At 73.1% G+C, this 23,244-nt stretch carries 23 protein-coding genes and 1 pseudogene; 11 read left to right on the forward strand and 13 right to left on the reverse strand.

Features of this window, described 5'->3' with window-relative positions:
* Positions 1-238 precede the first annotated feature (238 nt).
* The 3 genes from IEZ00_RS32965 to IEZ00_RS32975 form a co-directional block, all read right to left on the reverse strand.
* Positions 239-871 carry a ThuA domain-containing protein gene (locus IEZ00_RS32965; RefSeq protein ID WP_229796342.1) on the reverse strand — a complete coding sequence of 211 codons (633 nt, stop codon included), beginning with the start codon at positions 869-871 and terminating at the stop codon, positions 239-241.
* Positions 872-958: 87 nt separating this feature from the next.
* The gene (locus IEZ00_RS32970; protein ID WP_229796343.1) at positions 959-1,252 is read right to left on the reverse strand and encodes a Rossmann-fold NAD(P)-binding domain-containing protein; all 294 of its coding nucleotides are present in this window, start codon (positions 1,250-1,252) and stop codon (positions 959-961) included.
* 23 nt (positions 1,253-1,275) lie between these two features.
* Complete coding sequence (locus IEZ00_RS32975; protein ID WP_189227298.1) at positions 1,276-1,476, reverse strand: hypothetical protein; 201 nt, start codon at positions 1,474-1,476, stop codon at positions 1,276-1,278.
* 255 nt (positions 1,477-1,731) lie between these two features.
* On the opposite strand from IEZ00_RS32975, the gene IEZ00_RS32980 reads away from it, so the two are divergent.
* The 5 genes and pseudogenes from IEZ00_RS32980 (at position 1,732) to IEZ00_RS33000 (ending at position 4,455) form a co-directional block, all read left to right on the forward strand.
* Positions 1,732-2,586, forward strand: coding sequence for a helix-turn-helix domain-containing protein (locus tag IEZ00_RS32980; protein WP_268248880.1), 855 nt, complete (start codon positions 1,732-1,734; stop codon positions 2,584-2,586).
* 20 nt (positions 2,587-2,606) lie between these two features.
* Positions 2,607-2,801: a DUF397 domain-containing protein gene (locus IEZ00_RS32985; protein ID WP_189227300.1), complete on the forward strand. Its 195-nt coding sequence runs from the start codon at positions 2,607-2,609 to the stop codon at positions 2,799-2,801.
* A gap of 232 nt (positions 2,802-3,033) precedes the next feature.
* Positions 3,034-3,153 carry a DUF397 domain-containing protein gene (locus tag IEZ00_RS38240; RefSeq protein ID WP_373293249.1) on the forward strand — a complete coding sequence of 40 codons (120 nt, stop codon included), beginning with the start codon at positions 3,034-3,036 and terminating at the stop codon, positions 3,151-3,153.
* A gap of 116 nt (positions 3,154-3,269) precedes the next feature.
* Positions 3,270-3,701: pseudogene (locus tag IEZ00_RS38245) on the forward strand (MSMEG_6728 family protein); the annotation flags it as partial.
* A gap of 328 nt (positions 3,702-4,029) precedes the next feature.
* Positions 4,030-4,455: a DoxX family protein gene (locus IEZ00_RS33000; protein ID WP_189227303.1), complete on the forward strand. Its 426-nt coding sequence runs from the start codon at positions 4,030-4,032 to the stop codon at positions 4,453-4,455.
* Positions 4,456-4,461: 6 nt separating this feature from the next.
* On the opposite strand, the gene IEZ00_RS33005 is transcribed toward IEZ00_RS33000, so the two are convergent.
* Together IEZ00_RS33005 and IEZ00_RS33010 are read right to left on the reverse strand one after the other, a co-directional pair.
* Positions 4,462-5,232 (reverse strand): putative protein N(5)-glutamine methyltransferase, encoded by a 771-nt coding sequence (locus IEZ00_RS33005; protein WP_189227304.1) that lies wholly within the window; start codon positions 5,230-5,232, stop codon positions 4,462-4,464.
* Between the two features lie 175 nt (positions 5,233-5,407).
* A complete protein-coding gene (locus tag IEZ00_RS33010) occupies positions 5,408-6,124 on the reverse strand; it encodes a TioE family transcriptional regulator (protein WP_189227305.1) in 717 nt (238 codons plus the stop codon).
* Positions 6,125-6,248: 124 nt separating this feature from the next.
* On the opposite strand from IEZ00_RS33010, the gene IEZ00_RS33015 reads away from it, so the two are divergent.
* Positions 6,249-7,481, forward strand: a complete 1,233-nt coding sequence (locus IEZ00_RS33015) for an erythromycin esterase family protein (RefSeq protein WP_189227306.1) — start codon at positions 6,249-6,251, stop codon at positions 7,479-7,481.
* Positions 7,482-7,490: 9 nt separating this feature from the next.
* On the opposite strand, the gene IEZ00_RS33020 is transcribed toward IEZ00_RS33015, so the two are convergent.
* The 4 genes from IEZ00_RS33020 to IEZ00_RS38040 all read right to left on the reverse strand — a co-directional run bounded on the left by IEZ00_RS33020 (position 7,491) and on the right by IEZ00_RS38040 (position 13,848).
* Positions 7,491-8,750 carry an RNA polymerase sigma factor gene (locus IEZ00_RS33020; protein WP_189227307.1) on the reverse strand — a complete coding sequence of 420 codons (1,260 nt, stop codon included), beginning with the start codon at positions 8,748-8,750 and terminating at the stop codon, positions 7,491-7,493.
* Between the two features lie 48 nt (positions 8,751-8,798).
* Positions 8,799-9,230, reverse strand: a complete 432-nt coding sequence (locus IEZ00_RS33025; protein WP_189227308.1) for a YciI family protein — start codon at positions 9,228-9,230, stop codon at positions 8,799-8,801.
* Between the two features lie 144 nt (positions 9,231-9,374).
* Positions 9,375-12,050, reverse strand: a complete 2,676-nt coding sequence (locus IEZ00_RS33030; RefSeq protein WP_189227309.1) for a helix-turn-helix transcriptional regulator — start codon at positions 12,048-12,050, stop codon at positions 9,375-9,377.
* A 529-nt stretch (positions 12,051-12,579) separates the two neighbouring features.
* Positions 12,580-13,848, reverse strand: coding sequence for an isocitrate lyase/PEP mutase family protein (locus IEZ00_RS38040; protein WP_189227310.1), 1,269 nt, complete (start codon positions 13,846-13,848; stop codon positions 12,580-12,582).
* Positions 13,849-13,913: 65 nt separating this feature from the next.
* On the opposite strand from IEZ00_RS38040, the gene IEZ00_RS33040 reads away from it, so the two are divergent.
* Positions 13,914-14,585 carry an ArsR/SmtB family transcription factor gene (locus tag IEZ00_RS33040; RefSeq protein WP_209622529.1) on the forward strand — a complete coding sequence of 224 codons (672 nt, stop codon included), beginning with the start codon at positions 13,914-13,916 and terminating at the stop codon, positions 14,583-14,585.
* 1 nt (position 14,586) lies between these two features.
* Here IEZ00_RS33040 and IEZ00_RS33045 read toward each other — a convergent pair whose 3' ends face one another.
* Complete coding sequence (locus IEZ00_RS33045) at positions 14,587-15,300, reverse strand: PP2C family protein-serine/threonine phosphatase (RefSeq protein WP_189227311.1); 714 nt, start codon at positions 15,298-15,300, stop codon at positions 14,587-14,589.
* A 56-nt stretch (positions 15,301-15,356) separates the two neighbouring features.
* Entirely contained in the window at positions 15,357-16,409 is a 1,053-nt protein-coding gene (locus IEZ00_RS33050; RefSeq protein WP_189227312.1) for an ROK family transcriptional regulator, read from the reverse strand.
* A gap of 54 nt (positions 16,410-16,463) precedes the next feature.
* Here IEZ00_RS33050 and IEZ00_RS33055 point away from each other — a divergent pair, with 54 nt between their 5' ends.
* Both IEZ00_RS33055 and IEZ00_RS33060 read left to right on the forward strand, forming a co-directional pair.
* The gene (locus IEZ00_RS33055; protein WP_189227313.1) at positions 16,464-17,483 is read left to right on the forward strand and encodes a Gfo/Idh/MocA family protein; all 1,020 of its coding nucleotides are present in this window, start codon (positions 16,464-16,466) and stop codon (positions 17,481-17,483) included.
* Positions 17,480-17,944 carry a heme-degrading domain-containing protein gene (locus IEZ00_RS33060; RefSeq protein WP_189227314.1) on the forward strand — a complete coding sequence of 155 codons (465 nt, stop codon included), beginning with the start codon at positions 17,480-17,482 and terminating at the stop codon, positions 17,942-17,944. The genes IEZ00_RS33055 and IEZ00_RS33060 overlap by 4 nt, the downstream gene beginning before the upstream one ends.
* Positions 17,945-17,982: 38 nt before the next feature.
* On the opposite strand, the gene IEZ00_RS33065 is transcribed toward IEZ00_RS33060, so the two are convergent.
* A complete protein-coding gene (locus tag IEZ00_RS33065; protein ID WP_189227315.1) occupies positions 17,983-19,092 on the reverse strand; it encodes a serine hydrolase domain-containing protein in 1,110 nt (369 codons plus the stop codon).
* 293 nt (positions 19,093-19,385) lie between these two features.
* Between IEZ00_RS33065 and IEZ00_RS33070 the strand changes: the two genes are divergently transcribed.
* Positions 19,386-21,005, forward strand: a complete 1,620-nt coding sequence (locus IEZ00_RS33070; RefSeq protein ID WP_189227316.1) for a glycosyl hydrolase family 18 protein — start codon at positions 19,386-19,388, stop codon at positions 21,003-21,005.
* Positions 21,006-21,078: 73 nt separating this feature from the next.
* Here IEZ00_RS33070 and IEZ00_RS33075 read toward each other — a convergent pair whose 3' ends face one another.
* Complete coding sequence (locus IEZ00_RS33075; RefSeq protein WP_229796344.1) at positions 21,079-22,833, reverse strand: M14 family zinc carboxypeptidase; 1,755 nt, start codon at positions 22,831-22,833, stop codon at positions 21,079-21,081.
* A 141-nt stretch (positions 22,834-22,974) separates the two neighbouring features.
* On the opposite strand from IEZ00_RS33075, the gene IEZ00_RS33080 reads away from it, so the two are divergent.
* Entirely contained in the window at positions 22,975-23,217 is a 243-nt protein-coding gene (locus tag IEZ00_RS33080; protein WP_189227317.1) for a DUF2630 family protein, read from the forward strand.
* Positions 23,218-23,244 lie beyond the last annotated feature (27 nt).

Here is a 23,244-nt window from a genome sequence, read left to right on the forward strand (position 1 = left end):
CGGGCAAGTACTACCCGACGGGGTTGGCAGGGCCGGTAACTACTACCCGAGGTGCGGAAGCGCGCGGCGGGGCGCGACACGCGCGGGTCGAGGCCGCGAGAGTGTGGGTCGGGGTGCGCGAATGTTGAATTCGGGGGTTCTGAGCGTTCGACTCGCGGGGGCGACACGCCCGACACGCCCGCAGGGGGGCGACGCTGAGGGTGGGCGTGGCCGTCCTGAGCGTTCGACTTGCGCGGGGTCAGGGGGTGGCGGCCCAGAGGAGGCCGCGCTCGATGATGGTGCGGACTTGGGGGATGTCCAGGTCGGCGGGGGCGTGACCGATGGTGCAGGCGAAGACGCGGCCCGCGCCCCAGCGACGGGTCCACACGGCGGGGACGGTCACCGGTTCACGCCACGGGGTGTCGGGGCCTGGGGTGAAGGTGGTGGTGGCCAGGACGTCGTTGAGCCCGTCCGACAGCACCCAGTACTGCTCGGTGTGCAGGGAGAAGCCGTCGATGCCCTCCACGATCGGGTGAGACGACACCACCTCCACTCGGTGGTCGACGAACCCGCCGGGGTGAGCCACGAACTGGCCGCCGGTGAGCTGGAGGTAGTCGCGCGACGCCCGGAAGGCGTCCACGAGGCCGCCGTGCCAACCCGCCAGGCCCATGCCCCGGCGCACCGCTTCGACCAGGCCCGCCGACTGGGCGTCGGTCAACGTGCCGTCGCTCCAGCACTGGACCACCAGGTCGACGCCGTCCAGCGCCAGGTAGGCGTCCAGCGAGTCGGCCGTCTCCACGTCGAAGTGGTCGCGCAGGAACGGGACGAACCGGTCGGTGGCTTCCTCGGGGCTGTGGCCGGGCCACCCGCCCCGCACGATGAGCGCTCGCACGTCTCAAGGTCTACCAGCCAGACCCAGGCGGTGACGTGTCGTGGGGCCGGCGCGGTCCTCACGGGCGGCACCGCCCGGGCGCGCGGGCTACGTCAGCCAGACCAGGTGCGGCTTGACGTTCTGGGCGTTGGCGAAGCGGGCGAAGGTGGCGAGGGCGGCCTCTGGACTGGCGGAACTGGTGCGGAAGTCGCCTTCGGTGGAGACGACTTCGGCGCGGTCGCGGAACGCCATGCCGTAGGCGGCGATCCAGCCGTCGTGGCGGTCGCCGTACTCGTGCGCGATGGCGAACAGGCGCGGAGCGTCGTCCTGGGCCAGCCCCCGGAGGAATTCGGCGAACCCGGTCCGGTCCCACAGCGGTTCCAGGTCGGTCAACTCGGTCATGTGGCACGCCTTTCGGAAAGGGGTCAGGTAACCCGGCGGTGTTTGCCGCGTTGTCCTGTGTGGACGAAGGGAATCGATGGGTGCACGCCCCGGATGGCGGCTCGAACCTCGGCGTGGACGAGCCTTCGGACCCTGCGGACCGCGAGTACGGGGACGATCGTCGTGGAAACGGTGAAGCCCGCGATCATGCCCATCAGCAAAGTCACCCAGAACTCACCGTTCACCGCACCTCCAGGCCAATGGGGGTGGCGGGACGCCAAACCGCGTCCCACTGCCACTACTCCTCCGGCATTTCGCCGGAGCGCCCTGCTGAGCCTGCGGAGCGGCAGGGCTTCGCACCTCCCGCCCACCGCGTCGAGGTGCACAGGAAACCTATCGCAGGAAATTCCTACAGGCAGTTACCTGGACGAGTGAACCTGTGGACCACCGGGCGTGGGCGCGCGGCAAGATAGCCCCGTCCGTCGAGTCGAGGAGACGACATGCCCCGGAAGCCAGGCCCGACAGTCCTCCGGTGGAAGCTCGGCCGCGAACTGCGCGAGCTCCGGGAGGCCGCCGGGGTGGTCCTGCGCGACGCGGCGAAGGAGATCGAAGTCCAGCCCGGCACCATGTCGAAGATCGAGGCGGGCAAGCAGGCCATCAAAGCGAGCTACGTGAAACTCCTCGCCGCCCATTACGGTCTGTCCGACGTCGAACGGGCCAGGCTGCTCGACTTAGTGGAAGCCGCGAACCAGCCCGGTTACTGGGTCACCTACTCCAAGCTCGTGCCGGACTGGTTCCGGCTGTTCCTCGGGTACGAGCACGACGCCAGCGCACTCCGCTCCTACGAGTCCGAACTCGTGCCCGGCCTGCTCCAGACACCTGCCTACGCGAGAGCGGTCGCCCTGGCCAACAAACCGAACTCGACCGCCGCAGAACTCGACTCCCAGGTCGAACTGCGCCGCGCGCGTCAACAGCGCCTCGCGGAACCGGAGCCGCCGACGCTGCACGCCGTGATCAACGAGGCGGTGCTGCTCCGCAAGGTCGGTGGAGCCGAGGTGATGGCGGAGCAACTCCGGCACCTCGCCGTGCTCGCCGAACTGCCGCACGTCACGTTGCAGGTCCTGCCGTTCGAGGCAGGCGCGCACCCGGCGATGACCGCGCCGTTCCTGCTCATGGCGTTCGACGCCGAACCGAGGATGAACACCGTCTACCTGGAGAACGGCAGAGGCTCGCTCTACTTGGAAAAACGCGCGGACCTGAACCGCTACCAAACCATGTTCGACCAGCTCGCCGCTATGGCGCTCACACCGGAGAAGACGGCGGATTTCCTGGATACAGTTGCCGCGAACCTGTGAGAGCGCGAAGGAGGCACGGGATGTTCCCAACTCCGTCCCACGTTCTGTGGCGCAAGAGCGTCCGCAGCGGCGGCGAAGGCGGCAACTGCGTCGAGGTGGCGAACACGCTCGACGCGCTGCGCGACTCGAAGAACCCGGACGGCCCGGTGCTCACCTGGACGCCCGCAGCCCTGGCCGCGTTCTTCGCCGACGTGCGGAGCGGGCGGCTGGGCTGAGCCACCGCGCGCCCGAACGGTCAGTTCACAGATCCGCCGGTACCTGGCCGCGTTCGACCAGTTGGCCGCTGCCGCAGCCACTCCGGCGGAATCGCGCGACATGCTGGTTAGGGTTGTCGAGCAGCTGTGATCCCGACCAGCGAGGAGGTCGTGGGCGATGACTCCGGCCCTTGAACCACCGAGGTGGAGCAAGTCGAGCCGCTCGAACGCCAACGGGGGTGATTGCGTCGAGGTGGCGAACACGCTCGACGCGCTGCGCGACTCGAAGAACCCGGACGGCCCGGTGCTCACCTGGACGCCCGCAGCCCTGGCCGCGTTCTTCGCCGACGTGCGGAGCGGGCGGCTGGGCTGAGCCGCCGCGCGCCCGAACGCTCGGTTCAGGGGGTCTGGGCGTGCCGACGGGACGGCCACGGCCCCGGAATGGGTACTGCTGGTTCTCGGCGGTGGCCGTCGGGTAGCCCGTCGGGTGTGCAGACGTTCCTCCCGTGCCCGACGTTCGCCCGCAGCGCCGCCGTGCTCGACACCCGGCGGCTGGGCAAGCAGCGCGTGGAGACGATGCAGATCCTGCGCGCCCTGGTCTGGCCCTCGTACGGGTGGAAGAACCACCCGGCGGTGAAGATGTGGCGCGGCTTCACCCCGGCACTGGTGGCCTACGGGGTGGCCGTGTGCGACGAGTGGATCAGGCGCGGGCACCGCGACGGCGTGCGCGCCGCCCTGCTGCCCTACACCGGTGGCCGGGTGCCGGAGTGGTCGTGGTGCCTGCGGGAGGGGCTGCTACCGCCGTGGCTGGGTGAGGAGGCGCTGCACCGCAGCCACCAGTCCGCGCTGGTGCGCAAGGACCCGGAGCACTACCGGCCGCTGTTCCCGGACGTGCCGGACGACCTGGAGTACTTCTGGCCGGACCCGGTGTTCCCGATGGAGGTCGAGGACACGCTCGGGCTGGTGGCGTGTTGGCTGGACCAGCCGCCGTTGCCCGACGAGCCGCCCCTGGACGTGCCGCTGGACCACCGGCCCGGTCCGTCGCTGGCGCGGCAGCCCGACGAGGCGGACCTGGCCGCCATCCAGGCCGAGGCGGACGACCCGCGTCAGGTCCGCTTCTTCCGGCGCGGCCAGGTGCTGCCGCCTCCGACCAGGCGTTTCACCGTGTTCAAGAAATTTTGAGCGCGGATGTCGATCCGGCCCCTCCCCGTTCGTCGCATGGGTGAGACCACCGAGGAGGGGACCGAAGATGACCGACACGACCATCACCGCCACCACCGCCCGCGCCACCGGCAAGCTGAACGACCTGGTGCTCGCCGGGTTCCGGATCGTGGTGTCGTTCCTGTTCGCCTGCCACGGCGCGCAGGGGTTCGGGCTGTTGGGCGGGATCGACGGGCAGGGCACCGCGGTGCCGTTCGGGGTGTGGCCGGGCTGGTGGGCCAGCGTGATCGAGCTGGTCGGCGCGCTGCTGGTGCTGGTGGGCCTGTTCCCCCGGATCGCGGCGCTGCTGTGCTCCGGCGCGATGGCCTACGCCTACTTCGTGGTGCACCAGCCCGAGGCGCTGCTGCCGCTGCACAACATGGGTGAGCCCGCCGCCCTGTACGCGTGGGCGTTCCTGCTGATCGCCGTGCTCGGGCCGGGCGCGTTCACCGTCGAACGCGCCTTCCGCCGCTGAGCCCCGCTACGCCCTGGTGCCGGTGACGACCGTGGTGTGCCACTCGTCGGACTCGGTCACCTCCGGCACCAGCCCGGCCTCGGCCACGGCTTCGACGATCGTGGGCACCTGCCGACCGCCTGCCTCGAACAGCAGGTGCCCGCCGGGGGCGAGCCAGTCGGGGGCGCCCAGCGCGACCCGGCGCAGCACGTCCAGGCCGTCCGCGCCGCCGTCCAGCGCCACCTTCGGCTCGTGGTCGCGGGCCTCCGGCGGCATCATCCCGATGGCGTCGGTGGGCACGTACGGGGCGTTGACCGCCAGCACGTCCACGCGCCCGCGCAGCCCGGCGGGCAGCGCCCGGTACAGGTCGCCCTCGTGGACCCGGTCCGGCCCCAGGTTGCGGCGGGCGCACCGCACCGCGGCCGGGTCCACGTCGGCGGCGTGCAGCTCGGCCACGTCCAGTGCGGCGGCCAGCGCCGCGCCGACCGCGCCGGAACCGCAGCACAGGTCCACCACGACCGGGTGCGGCGGGGCCAGCGCGACGGCCCGGTGGACCAGGAACTCGGTGCGCCTGCGGGGCACGAACACGCCGGGGTCCACGGCGACGCGCAGGCCGCAGAACTCGGCCCAGCCGAGCACGTGTTCCAGCGGTTCGCCGCCTGCCCTGCGGTCCACCAGTGCGGCGAGGTCGTCGGGGGTGCTCGCGGCGGCGAGCAGCAGGTCCGCCTCGTCCTCGGCGAACACGCAGCCAGCGGCGCGCAGCCGGGCGATGACGGAGGAGCGGGGATCAGGGGTCATGAGCGCCTTCCACGAATGCCGTGCGGGCGCTCCCCCTGCGGGTCTAGGCCCCGCTTCGGGGTGGGAGCACCCGACCTGAACTGGCGTTGATCGGTCCCACCTCCTCAAGCCGGTCCGGTTGACGGCTCAACGATAGTCCTATGGACGCGTGGGCGTCCGAGCAGGCGGGTGGTGGTCAGCGGCCCGTGTGAGCGCGTCGGGTGGTACTTGCGGGCGTGGGGGACAGGTGGGTGTGGAGTTCGGCGGCGGCGGCGAGCATCGCGGTGCCGCGCCGGGTGAGGCGGTCGCGCCAGTCGGCGAGGGCGGCGTCGAGCGGGACTACGCCGCCTGCCTTGCGGACCTGGTCGAGCAGCGGGGCGATGCGGGCCAGCGGGTAGCCGCCCCGGCGCAGCTGGTGAGCCAGGTGGGCGTCCCGGACGTCGGCGGCGGTGTAGACGCGGTACCCGGTCGCCGGGTCGCGCTGGGGTCGGACCACGCCCGCCCGCTCCCACTTGCGCAGGGTCGCGGGCCGCACGCCCAGCTTCCCGGCCAGCGCCCCGACGAAGAACCGCCCCGACCGGGGCGTGGGCGGCGGGGACACGTCGCGCAGCGCGTCCTCGACGGCCGCCAGGGTCCGCCGGTCCTGCAGGAGCTGGGCGTGGCTCTCGTCGACCAGCGCCAGGGCGTCGTCGACCGCGCCCGCGTTCACGGCCCGCATGATCGCCGTCGCGGTCCGGTGGCCGTGGGCCGGGACCAGCGCCAGGAAGGCGCGCAGGGCGCGCGCGTGGGTCTCGCCGTAGACCCGGTAGCCGCTGGGCGTGCGCTCGGCGGGCGGCAGGACGCCCGCGTCCTCGTAGTTGCGCACCGCCTGCGTGGACAGGCCGTGGTCGCGGGCGAGGTCGATGGGCCGCATCTGCGCCGGCTTTCCCCTCGGTTGAGGCTTTTCAGGCACTAGTGCGCGAAAGCGCGGGAAGAGTTTAGACGAGTGGTTCAACGATACGGTTGAAGGTACCGAATCGCTGGGGAGAACCTTCACCATGACCGTTCCGCTTCAGGACGTGGGCCTGCCCTTCGCCGCCGAGGACGCCGGTCCCGCCTTCGCCAAGTTCCTGCACTCGCTGCCCGACCGGCCTCGGCTGCTCGGCCTGGGTGAGGCGCTGCACGGCGCGGAAGCGCTGCTGCGGCTGCGCAACCGGGTGTTCCGCCACCTCGTCGAGCACGAGGGCTACCGGTCCATCGCGGTCGAGAGCGACTGCCTGGCCGGTCTCGTGGCGGACGGGTTCGTCGCCGGGGCACCGGGTTCGCTGGACCAGGTGATGCGCGAGGGCTTCAGCCACGGGTTCGGGCGGTCGCAGGCGAACCGCGAACTCGTCGCGTGGATGCGGGAGCACAACCGGGGCCGCGCCGAGGCCGACCGGCTCAGGTTCTTCGGGTTCGACGCGCCGATCGAGATGATGTGGGCGCACAGCCCTAGGAAAGCGCTTACCGCGCTACACCGCTACCTCTCCGCGCACGCGGTCCGCGTGCCGTGCGAGGAGGGCGTGATCGACCGGCTGCTCGGCGACGACGAGCGGTGGACCGACGAGGCGGCGGCCCTGGACCCGTCCCGCTCCGTCGGGGCCCGCGCCGAGGTCGGCGAGCTGCGCCTGATCGTGGACGACCTGCGGGCGGCGCTGGTGGCCGAAGCGCCGCGGCTGATCGCGGCGACGTCGCGGCACGACTGGTGGGTGGCGTGCCTGCGCGGGCGCGCCGCGGCCGGGTTGCTGCGCTACCACGCGGGCATGGCCGACACCTCCGACGCCCGCCTGCCCCGGTTGATGGACTTGCGGGAGGCCATGATGGCCGAGAACCTGTGCTCCATTGTGGACGCGGAGTGGGAGCGCGGACCCACGCTGGTGTTCGCGCACAACCGCCACCTGCAGAAGGACCCGAGCCGGTGGCAGCTCGCGCGGCACGCGCTGGAGTGGTGGAGCAGCGGCGCGATCGTGGGCGCGCAGCGGGGCGAGCAGTACGCGTTCGTGGCCACCGCGCTGGGCACCGCGCCGGGCCAGGGGGTCGGCGCTCCCCCGGCGGGGACGCTGGAGGACGTGCTGGCCCGCCTGCCCGGCGAGGCCCACCTGGTCGACTCGGCGAGCCTCGCCGCGACCCTGCGCGAGGCGGGCGTGGAACCGGCCGCGCGGGTCGGGACTTCCCGCGACCACAGCTACTTCGCCCTCGACCCGGCGCGGCTGGACGGCTCGGACGCGATCGCGTTCCTCAAGCGGCTCTGAGCGTTGAGCTCAGGGGGTCTGAGCGTTCGACTCGCGGGCGCGGGTGAGCAGGAGGGCGCGCTCGCGCTCGTTGCGGGTCAGCGAGGCCGCGCGCTCGAACTCGGCCTTCGCCTCCTCGTGCCTGCCCAGCTTCGCCAGCAGGTCGCCGCGGACGCTGGGCAGCAGGTGGTAGTCCTTCAGCGCGGGCTCGTCCACCAGCTCGTCGACCAGCTCCAGCCCCACCGCCGGGCCGAACGCCATGCCGATCGCCACGGCGTGGTTGAGCTCCACGATCGGCGAGGGGGCGACCAGGGACAGCGCCTCGTACAGGCCGGCGATCCTGGTCCAGTCGGTGTCCTCGGGCCTGCGGGCGCGGGCGTGGCAGGCGGCGATGGCGGCTTGCAGGGTGTACGGGCGGTAGGTCCCGCCCAGCGACTCGGCGCGCTCCAGCGCCGCCAGGCCGCGGCGGATCAGCAGCTGGTCCCACTTGGCGCGGTCCTGGTCGAGCAGCAGCACCGGCTCGCCGTCGGGGCCGGTGCGGGCGCGGGACCGGGACGCCTGGATCTCCATCAGCGCCACCAGCCCGTGCACCTCGGGCTCGCGCGGCATCAGCCCGGCCAGCACCCGGCCCAGCCGCAGCGCGTCCGCGCACAGCTCCGGGCGCATCCAGTCGTCGCCCGCGGTGGCCGAGTAGCCCTCGTTGAAGATCAGGTAGATGACGCCGAGCACCGAGGCCAGCCGAGCGGGCCGCTGGTCCTCGGCCGGGACCTCGAACGGCACGCCCGCCTTGGCCAGCGCCTTCTTCGCCCGCGTGATGCGCTGCGCCACGGTCGGCTCGGGCACCAGGAACGCCCTGGCGATCTCCTCGGTGGTCAGCCCGCCGAGCACCCGCAGGGTCAGCGCCACCTGCGCCTCGGTGGACAGCACGGGGTGGCAGGCGGTGAACACCAGGCGCAGCAGGTCGTCGTCGATCTCCCCGACGCCGTCGCCCGCGTCCGGCGCGTGCTCCTCGGCCAGCCCCCGGCCGACCTCCTCCAGCTTGCGCTGGTAGTTCTGCCGCCTGCGGATGCCGTCCACCGCGCGGTTCTTGGCCGCGGTCATCAGCCACGCGCCGGGGTTGCGCGGGATGCCCGTGCGCGGCCACTGCTCCAGGGCGCTGACCAGGGCGTCCTGGGCCAGTTCCTCGGCCGTGCCGAGGTCGCGGACCATGCGGGCCAGACCCGCGATGAGCCGCGCGGACTCGATCCGCCACACCGCTTCGACGGCGCGGCGCGCGTCGGGAGCTGTCACGACCGTGATGAGATCAGCCCCGACGCGCGCCGACAAGGGCGGGGTGGCTCAGCCCCGCTGCCGGGCGTCGAACTGCTCGCGCAGCTCCTTCTCCCGCTCGACCAGGCCCTCCGGGGCGTTGTCGGCGAAGTCCTCGGGGTCGAAGACCTGGCGGATCTCGATCTCGGACTCCTCGCCGGTGGGGTTGGGCACCCGCTTGACCCACTCGATGGCCTCTTCCAGCGACTTGACCTCCAGCAGCCAGAACCCGGCGACCAGCTCCTTGGTCTCGGTGAACGGCCCGTCCACGACGGTGCGCTTGTCGCCGGAGAAGCGCACGCGCGCACCCTTGGAGCTGGGGTGCAGGCCCTCGCCCGCGAGCAGCACACCCGCCTTGATCAGCTCCTCGTTGAAGGCGGCCATCTCGGCCAGCATCTGCTCGCTGGGCATCACGCCCGCCTCGGACTCCGCCGTCGCCTTGACCATCACCATGAAGCGCATCGCTGTCCCCGTTCTTCGTCTTCGAGCCGGCTCATCCTGCCCTCTGCACGAGCGACGAACGAGTCGGCCTCCGGGACGACACCTCGGCCGAACTTTTTCCAAGATTTTTTACGGCCGGTGTTCCCACAGGTCAACGGCCTGGTGTCAGCCGACGCGGTGGCGGACGGCCTCGCGGGCGATGTCGGTGCGGGAGCGGACGCCGAGCTTGGCCAGCACGTGCGAGACGTGGGTGGCCACGGTGCGGCCGGACATGAACAGCCGCTCGCCGATCTGGCGGTTGGACAGGCCCGCGACCACCAGCTCGGTCACCCGCAGCTCGGTGGGCGTCAGCGAGTCCCAGCCGTGCGCGGTCCGCCGGTGCTTGACGTGCGGGCCGCGCCGGATGCCGTGCTCGCGCAGCCGGGACAGCAGCAGGTTCACGTCCCACTCGGCCCCCAGCGCGGTGTGCGCCTCGACGGCCCGGCCGAGCGCGGCGCGCGCGGACGCGCGCTCGCCCCGCGCCGCGAACCCCACGGCCGCGGCTCCCAGCGCCTGCGCCCGCAGCAGGGGGCGGCACGCCTGCTCGGCCACCGCCAGCAGGGCCGCCGGGTCGTCGTCGCACAGCGCCTGGCAGTACGCCGCCGCCGCGCGTCGGTGCGGCACGTCCAGCTCGTCGACCAGCTCCCAGGCGCGTGACCGGACCGCTTCCGCGATCTCCCGCTCGCCCAGCCGCACGGCCAGCCGCGCGGTCTCGGGCAGCAGGTCCTCCGCCGCCGGGTAGCCCGCGGCGAGCACCCGCAGCGCCTCGGCAGGCCGCCCGTCCTGCTCCAGCTCCAGGCTCCTGGCCAGCGCCAGCGAGCCGACGACGTGGCCGGTGCCGTCGCGCCCGGCCAGGTCCAGGTGCCGCCGCGCCTCGACCGGCGCGCCCCGGTGCAGGTGGATCAGCGCCGCCACGCCGTGGTCGCAGCGGGACACCAGCGGGTGCTTGAGGTCGTCGGCCAGCAGGTCGACCTCGACCAGCGCCTCGTCCCAGCGGCCCGCGTCGAGCAGCAGCTGGCCCAGCGCGCTCTGCGCCTGCGCCAGCCGCACCAGGTTGCCCGCCCGGTCGGCGGCCTGCCTGACCTCGGCCGCGGCGGCGATCGCCTCCTCGCCCCGGTCCAGCTCGCCCAGCGTCACGGCCTGGTTGATCTGCAGCAGCAGCCGCAGGTCGGCGGTGGCCGGGTCGCCCATCGCGACCGCGAGCGCCCGCTCGAACAGGGGCAGCGCGTCGGCCATCCGCCCGCGCGCCATGCCCACGATGGTGCGCACGTGCAGGGCCCAGCTGGTGGCCCACCGGTCGCCGATGCCGGTCGCCAGCACGGCGTCGGCCAGCCGCTCCGCGTCGTCGAGCTCGCCCAGGTCCCAGTGCGCCCGCGCGGCCAGCACCAGCAGCCGGGTCCGGTCGGCCTCGGTCAGGTCCGGGGCCTCCAGCGCCCGCCGCACCTCGGCCAGGGTCTGCGCGGAGCGGCCGGTGAGGCTGCGGCACTGCGCGAGCGTCCAGTGCAGGTCCACCGACGCGCCGTGCGCCAGCCCGGCCAGCGCGACGGCCTCGGCGCCGTGGTGGTCGCCCAGCCGGAACCGGGCCTCGGCCAGGTGCGACAGCAGCGCCGCGCGGCAGTGCTCCGCCTGCGGGGCCTCGACCACTCTGGTGAGCAGGTCGACCGCGGCCTCCGGGGCGTGCGCCACCAGCGTCGCGCCGTGCCGCACCACCCACGCCACCACCCACGGCGGCGCGTCGTCACCGCCCGCGAGCAGCTGGCGGGCCACCCGCCTCACCCCCGCCCCGCTGTCGACCAGCGCACGGGCCGCCTCCAGGTGCCAGGCGCCGCGAACGGCGACGGGCACGCTGTCGTACAGCGCGGTGCGCACCAGCGGGTGCCGAAACGACAGCCCTGCCGGGCCGTCCACCAGCACCCCGGTGACCGTCGCGTCCTGCAGCGCGGGCAGCAGGTCGACCACCCGCGCCCCCAGCACGGCGGCGAGGTCGGCGACGGGGAAGTCCACGCCCAGCAGCGCGGCGGCGGCCAGCACCCGGCGCACGCCCTCGCCCAGGAAGCCGACGCGGTCGGCGATGGCGGCCGACAGCGAGGCGGGCACGCCCGCGCCGGTGGACCGGGCGATGCCGGTCGCGTCCACCCGCACCGCGCCGCCGCGCAGCAGCGCCTCCACCAGCTCGACCAGGTAGAGGGGGTTGCCGCCCGCGCCCGCCGCCAGCCGCAGCAGCTCCCGGTCCGGGACGCCGCCGACCAGGTGCGCGACCAGCTCGGCCACGGCCACGTCGCTGAGCCTGCCCACGGTGAAGCGCGGCTCGCGCAGCGCGGCCAGCTCGTCGCGCCGGGGCAGCGGGCGCACCACGCCGATCAGCAGCAGGGGCAGCTGGGGCACCAGGCCCGCCAGCCGCCGCCACACCGCGATGGTCGCCGGGTCGGCCCACTGCAGGTCGTCCACCAGCAGCACGACCGGGCCGATCGCGCACAGGTCGTCCACGCGGGCCAGCAGCCGGTCCTCGGTGGCGGTGACCGGGTCGACGGCCGCGTCCTCCGCCCGCGCGGTGGCCAGCGCCTCCAGCAGCGGCAGCAGCGGCAGCGGCCTGCCCAGCTCGTCGCCCGCGCCGCGGCAGACCCGGAACCCGCGCGCCGCCGCGTTCTCGCACACCGCCCGCACCAGCGTGGTCTTGCCGATGCCCGGCTCGCCCTCGACGAGCAGCGCGGCACCCCGCCCCTGCGCCAGGTCCTCGACCCGTGCCAGCAGGCGTTCCAGCTCACGCTCGCGGCCGAGGAGGCGCAGGGTGACGGCGCGCATACCGGCAGGCTACAAGTCTCACTCGCTGTTAACAAGATTTCGGTGCGACGTGAATCGCTCGCCGATTCTTCTCCCGTTCACCCGCCGGGCCCCGCGTTTTCACCGGTTCCGCGCGGAACTGGTGACGTGAATCGTTCCACCGGCCCGCGGAGTCGCCCCGACGACCCGAGACGCCCGACGAAGGGACCGTCTACCAGGTCTTTCACGAAAAAGTGAGCGGCTGGAGCGGATGGCACGCCGCTGGACCGATTGATTCTGCAGGTTCTCCGCCAGGGGGTGTGCAACAATTCGGAATCGATCACACGTGGCCAGAACGGAATAATTCCTGGTCGCCGGGAATGCGCCATCAAGACCCGTTCGCCACCCCATCTTCGTCACTGTCCGTGTTCGACAGGGCGTTGACCCCGGTGGTGCCGACCACCGGACTCGCCCCATGCGTCGCGGAGCGGTCCTGGCGGTGGTCACGGCACCGGCGGCCGGATGCTGGCGCACCCCTTCGCCCCGCTGTCGCGCACACCCGAGCCGCACGTCAAACCCGAACTAGCGCCTGCACCTCCCGGTAGTCGGGCACCTCGCCGACCGGCTCGCCGTCCCGCACGGCGAGCGCGGTGGCGACCGCCGTGCCCAGGGCGGCGCGGAACAGCGTCGAGCCGGTGCTGACCCGCCGCACGCCCAACTCCGCCAAGGTGTCCAGGTCCAGTTGCGCCAGCACGTTCAGCGGCACGGGCAGCGCAGCGACGAGCGCCTCGATCGCCGAGGGCTCGCGCAGGCCGGGCACGAAGATCCCGTCCGCCCCGGCGTCGACGTACCTCAGCGCGCGGTCCAGAGTGGACGGCTGGTCCGCGTTCAGCCAGTAGGTGTCCACGCGGGCGTTGACGAACAACCCCGGCGCGCCCTCCTTGAAGCCGCGCACCACCCGCGCGTGCTCGGCCGGATCGCCCAGGGCGTCCTCCACGTTGACCCCGGCGACGCCGATCTCGGCCAGTCGCGCGGCCAGCTCGCGGGGATCGGCCCCGAAGCCGGACTCCACGTCGACCGTGACCGGCACCGGCAGCCGCACCAGCAGCCGGGCTAGGGCGAGGGTCTCCGCCAGCGCCACGCCCTCGCCGTCGGGCAGGCCGTGCGCGACGGCGACGCCGAGGCTGGTCGTGCCCACGGCCGGGAACCCGGCTTCGACCAGTGCGGCGGCGGAGGCGAAGTCCCAGGCGTTGGGCAGCAGCAGCGGCCGGTCGCCGTGGTGCAGGCGGTGGAACGCGGTCGCGCCCTCGGCGAGGGCGAGCGCGTGCGCGCGACCGGGGCAGGCGTGCCTGCCCGCGCCGAACGGGCGTGCCGCGAGGTCGACCTCGACCAGCGAGCCGTCCGGCGCGACCCGGCGGGTGCGCGGGACCGGCGGGGTGTCGCCCCGGATCAGCGCGGCGGTGGCGTCGCGGGCCTGCACCAGCAGGCCGATCCGGTTGGCCGTGGTCTCGTCCCACGCGCCGCCGCAGGTGGCGACCAGCCGCGCCACCGCGGCGTCCGCCGCCGGGGTGGCCGGGACGTGCGGCTGGTAGCAGGCGGCGACCAGGGCCACGTCGGAGGTGACCGAGCGCGGCAGTCCCATCGCCTCGGCCAGCGCGGCGACGTGGTCACCCGGCTTGGCCAGCGCGGCCGGGTCTATTGTGGACAATTCGCGCAGCACGAGCGCGCGCCTGCGCTCGTGCGCCTCGCCTTCGCTGAACCGCGCCACGTGGGCGCGCAACCACGCCACCCCGGACGCGGCGTCGGGCACGGCGGGGACGGGGAGTTCCAAGGGGTCCATGGCGGCCACGCTAGGGCGGGGACGCTTCGGCGTGGACCGAACTGTCCTGGGCGCACAATGGCGGGGTGGTCGCCGAGGAGATCGCCCGCCTGGCCGGGCTGCTTGCCGAACCGAGCCGGGCGCGGCTGTGCCTGGCGCTGCTGGACGGCCGCGCCTGGACGGCGGGCGAGCTGGCCGCCGAGGCGGGGGTCGCGCCGTCCACCGCCAGCGAGCACCTGACCCGGCTGGTCGAGGGCGGGCTGCTGGTCCAGCGGCGGCAGGGGCGGCACCGCTACGTCCAGCTGGCCCGCCCGGAGGTGGCCGCGCTGCTGGAGGCGCTGCTCTCGCACGTCGGCCCGGTGCCGCCCCGGCCCGCCCTGCGCGCGGTGCGCGCCTCCGCCGCGCTGGCCGAGGGCCGCACCTGCTACGACCACCTGGCCGGGCGGCTGGGCGTGGCGATCACCGAGGCGATGGCGGCCAGGGGCCTGCTCGGCGACGGCATGGCGGTGACCGACGCGGGACACGCCTGGCTGGCCGCGCTGGGGCCGGTGCCCACCGGCTCCCGCCCGCTGGCCCGCGAGTGCCTGGACTGGACCGAGCGCCGCTCGCACCTGGCGGGCCGCGCGGGCGCGCACGTCTGCGCCCACCTGCACGCCGAGGGCTGGGTGCGCCGCGTCGGCGGCACCCGCGCCGTCCGGGTGACCCCCGAGGGCCGCGCCGCCCTGCGCGCCCTGCTCGACCTCACGCCCGAGGGGTGAGTCAGGCGGGCAGGACGTCCACCAGCAGGCAGGTGATGTTGTCCGGGCCGCCCCGCGCGTTGGCCGCCGCGATGAGCGCCTCCACCACCTGCTCCCGGTCGCCCTCCGCCGCCAGCAGCTCGGCGATCTCCGACGGCGCGACCACGTCGCTGAGGCCGTCCGAGCAGATCAGGTACCGGTCACCGGCGAGCACGTCCTGGAAGAACAGGTCCGCGTCGTACTCGCCGCCCGCCTGCAACGCGCGCAGCAGCATCGACCGGCCGGGGTGCTCGGCGGCCTGCTCGGCGGCCATCCGGCCCTCGTCGACCATCGCCTGGACCATGGTGTGGTCCCTGGTGACCTGGCTGAGCTGCCCTTCGCGCAGCAGGTAGCAGCGCGAGTCCCCGATGTGGCACACGGCGAACCGCTCGCCGTCCCACAGCAGCGAGGTGAGCGTGGTGCCCATCCCGCGCATGTCGGGGTTCTCCTCTGCCAGGTCGGTCAGCCGGACCGCGATCTGCCTGGTCGCGCCTGCCAGCTCGGTGAGCGGGTCGTCGGCGTCCACGTCGAGGTCGGCCAGCACCGCCACGGCGATCGAGCTGGCCACCTCCCCGTACGCGTGGCCGCCCATCCCGTCCGCGACGGCGAACAGGCGCTCGCCGCAGTGCACCGAATCCTCGTTGGCCTCGCGGCGCAGTCCGGGATCGGTGCCGACGGCGTAGCGGAGCGAATACATGCCACACAGTGAATCACCCGCGCGAACAGCGGCGACGGGCGCTGTCCCCTTCGCGGTCAGCGCGGACGGCCGTAGAACTCGCTCAGGACGAGCATCGCGGCCCCCGCCGCGACCACATCATCACCCAGAGGTGTGATACCGACGTCGACCGGCAGCCAGTCGTCCACCGGCATCCGGGCGCGCACCGCGGCGGTGTACGCCTCCGGTTCGGACAGCACCGCGCGCCCCGCCAGCACCACGTGGTCCACGTCGAGCAGCTGCACCAGGTCCGCCACGGCCAGGCCGACCACGGCGGTGGCCCCGGCCAGGTCGCCGCGGGCGGCGGCCAGGTTGTGCACGGCCTCCACGCACCCGGTCCGCCCGCACACGCACGGCGGTCCGTCGAGCTGGATGGTGGTGTGCCCGAACTCCCCGGCGTTGGTCCGCGCGCCCCGGTAGACCTGGCCGTCGAGCAGCAGCCCGACACCCAGCCCGGTGCCGACCAGCACCAGCACCGCGTCGCGCAGCTGCTCGCCGCGCCGCCACGACTCGGCGACCACGGCGGTGTTGGTGTCCTTGTCCACGACCACGGGCAGGCCCAGCCGCCGCTCGGCCAGCGCGCGCAGCGGCACGTCGTGCCAGCCGATCAGGCCGGTGGCGTCGTGCACCACGCCGGTGCGGTGGTCCAGCGGGCCGACGAACCCGATGCCCACGCCGAGCAGCCGGTCGGCGGGCACCGGCGCGCGCATCCGGTCGACCAGCTCGGCCAGCGCCTCGACGAACGTGGGCGGGTCGAAGCCGCGCGGCAGGGGGGCCACGGCGCGGTCCACCACGTCGCCCGCCAGGTCGGCCAGCACCACCCGCAGCTCGTCGCGCTCCACCTGGGCGCCCAGCGCCAGCCCCCGGTCGGCGACCAGCCGCAGCAGGGTGCGGGGCTTGCCCACGCCGACGTTGCGGGTGCCGGACTCGACCAGCAGGCCGTCGGCGATCATCCGGTTGACGATCTTGGAGACGGCCTGGGGGGTCAGCCCGCTGCGCTCGGCCAGCTCCACCCTGGTCACCGCGCCGGACCGGGTCAGGCCCAGCACCACCGCGTCGTTGTAGCCGCGCAGGAAGCGCAAGTTCGGCACGTGGGCATCATCGCACGTCTAGCAATTAGTCAACAGTGTTGTTTTAATAATTCCATGTCCGTCCGAACTGGAATACTGGGTTACGGTATCGCCGGGAGGGTGTTCCACGCCCCCCTCATCGAGGCGACACCGGGAATGACCGTCTCGGCCATCGTCACCACCGACCCCGACCGCCGGGCCGCCGCCGCGGCGGCCCACCCCTCGGCGCGACTGCTGTCCACCCCCGAGGAGCTGTTCGCCGCCGGGGTCGACCTGGTGGTCGTCGCGGGCCCCAACCGCACCCACGTGCCGCTCGCGCTGGCCGCCGTCGAGGCGGGCATCCCGGTCGTGGTCGACAAGCCCTTCGCCGCCACCGTCGCCGACGCGCGGCGGGTGCTCAAGGCCGCCGAGCAGCGCGGCGTGCCGGTCACGGTGTTCCAGAACCGGCGCTGGGACAGCGACTTCCTCACCGCGCGAGCGCTGCTCGCCGAAGGCGCGCTGGGCCGCGTCGCCCGGTTCGAGTCCCGGTTCGAGCGCTGGACGCCGACACCCGACGACGGCTGGCGCGAGCGCGCCGACGCCGACGAGGCGGGCGGGCTGCTCTACGACCTGGGCTCCCACCTGGTCGACCAGGCCGTGCAGCTGTTCGGCCCGGTGGCGTCGGTCTACGCCGAACTCGACCAGCGGCGGCCCGGCGCGCGGGTCGACGACGACGTGTTCGTGGCGCTGCGGCACCACAACGGCGTGCGGTCGCACCTGTGGGCCAGCCACACCGCCGCGCACCACGGACCCCGGTTCCGCGTGCTCGGCTCCGAAGCGGCGTTCGTCAGCCAGGGCCTGGACGGGCAGGAGGGCGCGCTGGCCGCGGGCCTGCCCTTCGGCGGGCTCACCACCCCCGCCGTGCTGGGCGTGGCGGGCGGGTTCACCCCCGTGCCCGGCGTGCCGGGGGCGTACTCGGAGTTCTACCGGCTGCTGGTCGCGGCGCTGACCGAGGGCGGGCCGCTGCCGGTGGACCCGGAGTCGGCGGTGTACGCGCTGGGGCTGATCGAGGCGGCCTTCGAGTCCGCCCGCACCGGAGAGGTGGTCGCGGTATGAGCGCGGAACTGCTGGCGGAACTGGCGGCCCAGGAGGAGCGGCTGGTGTTCACCCGCTTCGACAACGAGACCGCGCTGGCGCTCGGGCTGTTCCTGGTGGACGCGGCCCGCGCGCGGCGGCTGCCCGTGGTGGTGTCGGTGCGGCGCGGGCAGCAGCGGCTGTTCCACGCCGCGCTGCCGGGCACCTCGGCGGACAACGACGCGTGGATCGACCGCAAGAGCCGGGTGGTGGACCGGTACGGGCACAGCTCCTACCACGTCGGCACCAGCTTCCGGGTCCAGGGCAAGGAGTTCGACGCCGACTCCCGGTTGGACACCGACCTCTACGCGGCGCACGGCGGCGTGTTCCCGGTGATCGTGCGGGACGTGGGCGTGGTCGGCACGGTCGGGGTCTCCGGGCTGCCGCAGGCCGAGGACCACGCCTTCGTGGTGGAGCAGCTGGCGGCGTTCCTCCAGCGGTGAGCGCGGGGCGCCCCCGCACCGGGGGCGCCCCGACGTGCTCAGCAGAACACCTCGTCGAGCAGCTCCCGCAGCCCTTCCACCTCACCCTCGTCGGGGCCGCTGCTGAACGACACGACCAGGCGCGTCCCGGTGTCGGCGGTGCTCAGCACCGCCGTCGAGTAGCCGAAGATGACCCCGTCGTGCCCCCACGCCGTCGTGCCGCACGACATCGGGTAGGCGGCGAAGCCCAGGCCGTACCCCTCGCTGAACGGCAGGGACTCCATCATCTCGGCGAGCTGGGCGGGCTTGAGCAGTTCCCCGCCCAGCAGCGCGTCCGCGAACCGGTCGAGGTCGGCGGTGGTCGAGATCATCGACCCCGCCGCGCCCGCCACCGACGGGTTGAACCGGGTGATGTCCTCGACCCGTCCGTCCAGGCGCACGTAGCTGTGCGCGTGCGGGCCGGGGATGCCCGGCCGGTCACCGGGCAGGAACGTGGCGCGCAGCCCCAGCGGACGCAGCACGCGGCGCTCGACCTCGACGTCGTACGGCCTGCCGGTCACCTCCTTGATCAGCATCCCGGCCACGGCGAAGTTGGTGTTGGAGTAGTCGAACCGGGTGCCCGGCGGGAAGTTCAGCGGCTTGGCCGTGGACAGCGCGACCAGCTCCGCGGGCTCCCAGTGCTTGTAGCGGATCTTCAGCTGCTCCACCGGATCGCTCGGCAGCGATCCGGTGTAGTCGTGCAGGCCGCTGGTGTGCTGCAACAGCATCCGCACGGTGATCCGGTCGCCGTCGGGCAGCAGTCCCGGCAGGTAGCGCCCCACCGGCGCGTCCAGCTCGACGCGGCCCTCGCCGACCAGTTGCAGCACCACGGTCGAGACGAACGTCTTGGTGACGCTGCCGATCCGGAACCGGCCGTCCAGCGGCACCGGCCGCTCCCGCCCCCACTCGGCCACGCCGCTGCGGGCGGCGAACTGACGATTGCCTTCGGTGATCCGAACTTGGACACCCGCCGCGCCCGTGCGGGTCATGGCGTCCAGCGCCCGCTGCACGGCGGCGCGGTCGATCCGCGCCGCCGCGTCCGCTGACGTGTCCGCCGTCGCCGTCGCCGCGCCAGTCGCGCCGAGCACTAAAGCCGTGACGACCGCCGCGGCCCATCCCCTCTTGCCCATCGGTGTTCCCTCCCTCGGCATCGGGCCACCGAGTCTGGCCGTTCGGGGAGATCACCTCGTCCATCCCCGGTAGGGGTGAGGAATGCGACTCCCGTTTGATGCGATGCGCGAGTCGCTGTGCGTGAACACCCGACTCGCACCGCAGGGAGGGCCGAATGGCGGTCGGGAGCGCTTTCACCGGCCTGCCGTTACGCCGTTCGAGTGACAAAAGTGGTCTAGACCTTGACCGTGAACTGGTCTGGACCAGATCTTCTCCCCACCCTGCCTCCCCTCCTCCCCTGCAAGGAGCATGGATGTCGAGAATCCGATGGCACCTCACAGCACTGTCCGTAGCGGTGGCCACGGCGGCCGCCGGCCTGGCCGCCGCCCCGGCCGCCAGCGGCGCGGCGGGCGTCTCCGCCACGTTCACCAAGGGCGCTGACTGGGGAACCGGCTACGAGGGCAAGTACACGATCGCCAACGGCAGCGGCGCGGCCCTGTCCAGCTGGACCCTCGAATTCGACCTGCCCGCCAACCACAAGATCAGCTCGCTGTGGGACGGCGCCTACACCGCCAGCGGCCAGCGCGTGACCGTCAAGAACACCTGGAACGGCAGCGTCTCCCCCGGTTCCACGGTCAGCTTCGGCTTCAACGTGACCTACACCGGCTCCTACGCCGGCCCGACCAACTGCAAGCTCAACGGGGCGTCGTGCGACGCGGGCGGGACCATCCCGACCACGACCACCACCACGACGACCACAACCACGACCACGACGACCACCACCACCACCAAGACCACCGACAACCCGTCGGTGGGCAGCCGCAAGAACCTGGGCTACTTCACCCAGTGGGGCGTCTACGGTCGCAAGTACTACGTCAAGAACATCCACACCAGCGGTTCGGCCGCGAAGCTGACGCACATCAACTACGCGTTCGGCGACGTGAAGAACGGCCAGTGCGCCATCGGCGACGCCTACGCCGACTACGACATGGGCTACACCGCCGAGACCTCCGTGGACGGCGTGGCCGACAGCTGGGACACCGGCGCCCTGCGCGGCAGCTTCAACCAGCTGCGCAAGCTGAAGAAGATGTACCCGCACATCAAGGTGCTGTGGTCGTTCGGCGGCTGGACCTGGTCCGGCGGCTTCGGCCAGGCCGCGCAGAACCCGGCCGCCTTCGCCGAGTCCTGCTACAAGCTGGTCGAGGACCCGCGCTGGGCGGACGTGTTCGACGGCATCGACATCGACTGGGAGTACCCCAACGCCTGCGGCCTGACCTGCGACACCAGCGGCTTCGGCGCGTTCAAGGACGTGTCCAAGGCGCTGCGCGACCGGTTCGGCCCCGGCTACCTGGTCACCGCCGCGATCACCGCGGACGGCAGCGACGGCGGCAAGATCGACGCGGCCGACTACGGCGGCGCGGCGCAGTACCTGGACTGGTACAACGTCATGACCTACGACTACTTCGGCGCGTTCAACGCGCAGGGCCCGACCGCCCCGCACTCGCCGCTGACCTCCTACCCCGGCATCCCGCAGCAGGGCTTCGACTCCGACTCGGCGATGCGCAAGCTCAGGAGCAAGGGCGTGCCGGCTGCCAAGCTGCTGCTCGGCATCGGCTTCTACGGCCGCGGCTGGACCGGCGTGACGCAGTCCGCTCCGGGCGGCACGGCCACCGGCGCCGCTCCGGGCACCTACGAGGCGGGCATCGAGGACTACAAGGTCCTCAAGAACACCTGCCCGGCCACCGGCACCGTCGCGGGCACCGCGTACGCCCACTGCGGCAACAACTGGTGGAGCTACGACACCCCCGCCACCATCGGCGGCAAGATGAGCTACACCAAGGACCAGGGCCTCGGCGGCGCCTTCTTCTGGGCGCTGGACGGCGACACGTCCGACGGCGAGCTCATCACCGCGATGAGCAACGGCCTGCGCTGACCCCCGCAGCACCCGGAGGGCCCCGCGGACACGACGTCCGCGGGGCCCTCCGCCGTTGTCAGATCAGCCGTTGTCAGATCAGCAGGCTCCACGAGTCCAGGCGGCCGGTGTCGCCCAGGTACACGTCCTGCACCCGCAGCTTCCACTCGCCGTCGCGGGCCTCGCCGGAGAGGTTGACGGTGTAGGTCGCGTCGATGTTGTCCGTCCCGTCACCGCTGGCGGGCTTGAGCTGGTACACCGAGCCGTCCGGCGCGATCAGGTCGAGCACCAGGTCGCCCCGGTAGCTGTGCTTGACGTGCACCTCCACCTGCGAGGAGGCCGAGGCGTTGCCCGCGCAGCCGGTCACCAGCACCGAGCTGGTCACCGCCGCGCCCCGGTCCGGGATGGCCACGTCGGTGTCGTTGACGCGCTTGTCGCACCCCGTGGGCAGCTCGGGCGCCGCGTACGGGGCGGCGGCCTTCTTGGCCGCGTACAGCAGCATCGGCTTGACCTTGGGCCAGAACGTGCTCTCCTGGCAGGAGTAGGGCGGGAAGAAACCGCCGCACGTGCCGCTGGACGGCCCGATCTCCCACACGAAGCTGGCCACGCCGAGGTCGTCGTAGACCCAGTCGTCCGTCGCGCCCGCGGCGTTGTAGAGCACCTCGCCGGGCTGCCCGTACTGCCAGCCGGAACCGGCCAGGCCCACCAGGTCCTGCGCCATCTTGCGCAGCGGCGCGTCGTTGCCCGTGCTGTACTGGGTCGTCCAGCCCCACGGGAACAGCACCAGGTTCGAGTAGCTGTGCATGGAGACCACCACGCCGGTGGTGTCGGCGGGCGCGGCGTCGGTGACCCCGGTGCCCCGGCGGTCCCGGTACAGGCCGCGCCAGAGCCCTTGCAGCGCCTTGGTCTCCGCCTCCGAGTTGGCGCTGGGGCCCTTGTAGCTCTGGTCGCACGGGTTGCTGGAGGTGCCGTCGCCGCCCCAGTGCGAGTCGGTGTTGCGGTTGAGGTCGACGCCGAGCTGGCTGCTGGACGTGCCCGAGCAGTTGGAACCGTTGGTGCCGTTGGCGTTCTTGCGCTGGTAGCGCGGGGAGTTGCCGCCCTGCTGCACGATCTCCACGCCGTCGGGGTTGGCGATCGGCACCACCCACACCTCGGTGCTGTCCAGCAGCGCCGTCACCTCGGCGTCGCTGCCGTAGCCCCGCGTCAGGTGGTCGATCCACCGCCACGCCACGTCACCGGTGGTCACCTCGCGCGCGTGCAGCTGCCCCATCACGAAGAACCTCGGCTTGGGCGCGTTCGGGTCCAGCGCGCAGTCGCCGTCGTTCTTCTTCGTGATGCAGACCGCCCGCAGGTCGTGGCCGCCCGCGCCCTGGGTCTTCTTCCACGAATCGCCGTAGTCCACCACCGTCGCCAAACCGGGGTACTGCGCGGCCACCTGGTCCAGGTGCGCCCAGTGGGCGTTGATCGTGCGGTAGCCGCCGTAGTACGTCTCGTCGATCGAGGCGGCCTTCGCCTCCCGCGCCGGGGGCTGCCACAGCGGCGGCGGCATCACCTCGTCCACGACGGCCTGGAACCCGGCCTCGCGCAGGCGCTGCCCGGTGGCCTGGTCGCCGAGCACGAACAGGTCCTCGCCCTCGCGGTGCTCCAGCACGTCGAAACCCCGGCCGAGCAGGTCCTGGGCGGCCTGCCCGAGGGGCGCGCGGACCTGGTAGACGTAGGTCGGGCCGGGCTGGTCGGCGGGCGGGGCGGGGGCCGGGCCCGCCGTGCTCGGCACGCCACCGGCGGCGACCGCCGCGGCGGCGACACCGGCGACGACCATGGTCACCACTGTTCGTCTGCTGGACTCCACGTGTTTTCCTTCCTCGCAGGGTGATCCGAGGATGGAGCACCCCGCCCCGCGCGCGACACCCGCCGAACGGCCACTCGTGCGCGTGTTTTGGTCACCGTGCGCGAGGTACCCGGAGGTTGCTCCGAACGGAGGTGGAACCACGTGACCGACGAAGAACTGGTCGCCCGGATCAACGAGCTGGTCGACGAGGAGCACAAGCTGGAGCGGTCCCGCACCGGCGAAGGGCTCTCCGACGACGACGCGCGGCGGCTGCGCGAACTGGAGGTGTCCCTGGACCAGACCTGGGACCTGCTGCGGCAGCGCCGCGCCCGGCGGGACGCCGGGCTGGACCCCGACGGCGCCCAGCCGCGCGACCCCGGCACCGTGGAGGGCTACCGCCAGTAGTCGCCGCGGTAGTCCTGGCGGCAGCGG

Source organism: Saccharothrix coeruleofusca, assembly GCF_014648515.1.
Taxonomy (GTDB): domain Bacteria; phylum Actinomycetota; class Actinomycetes; order Mycobacteriales; family Pseudonocardiaceae; genus Actinosynnema; species Actinosynnema coeruleofuscum.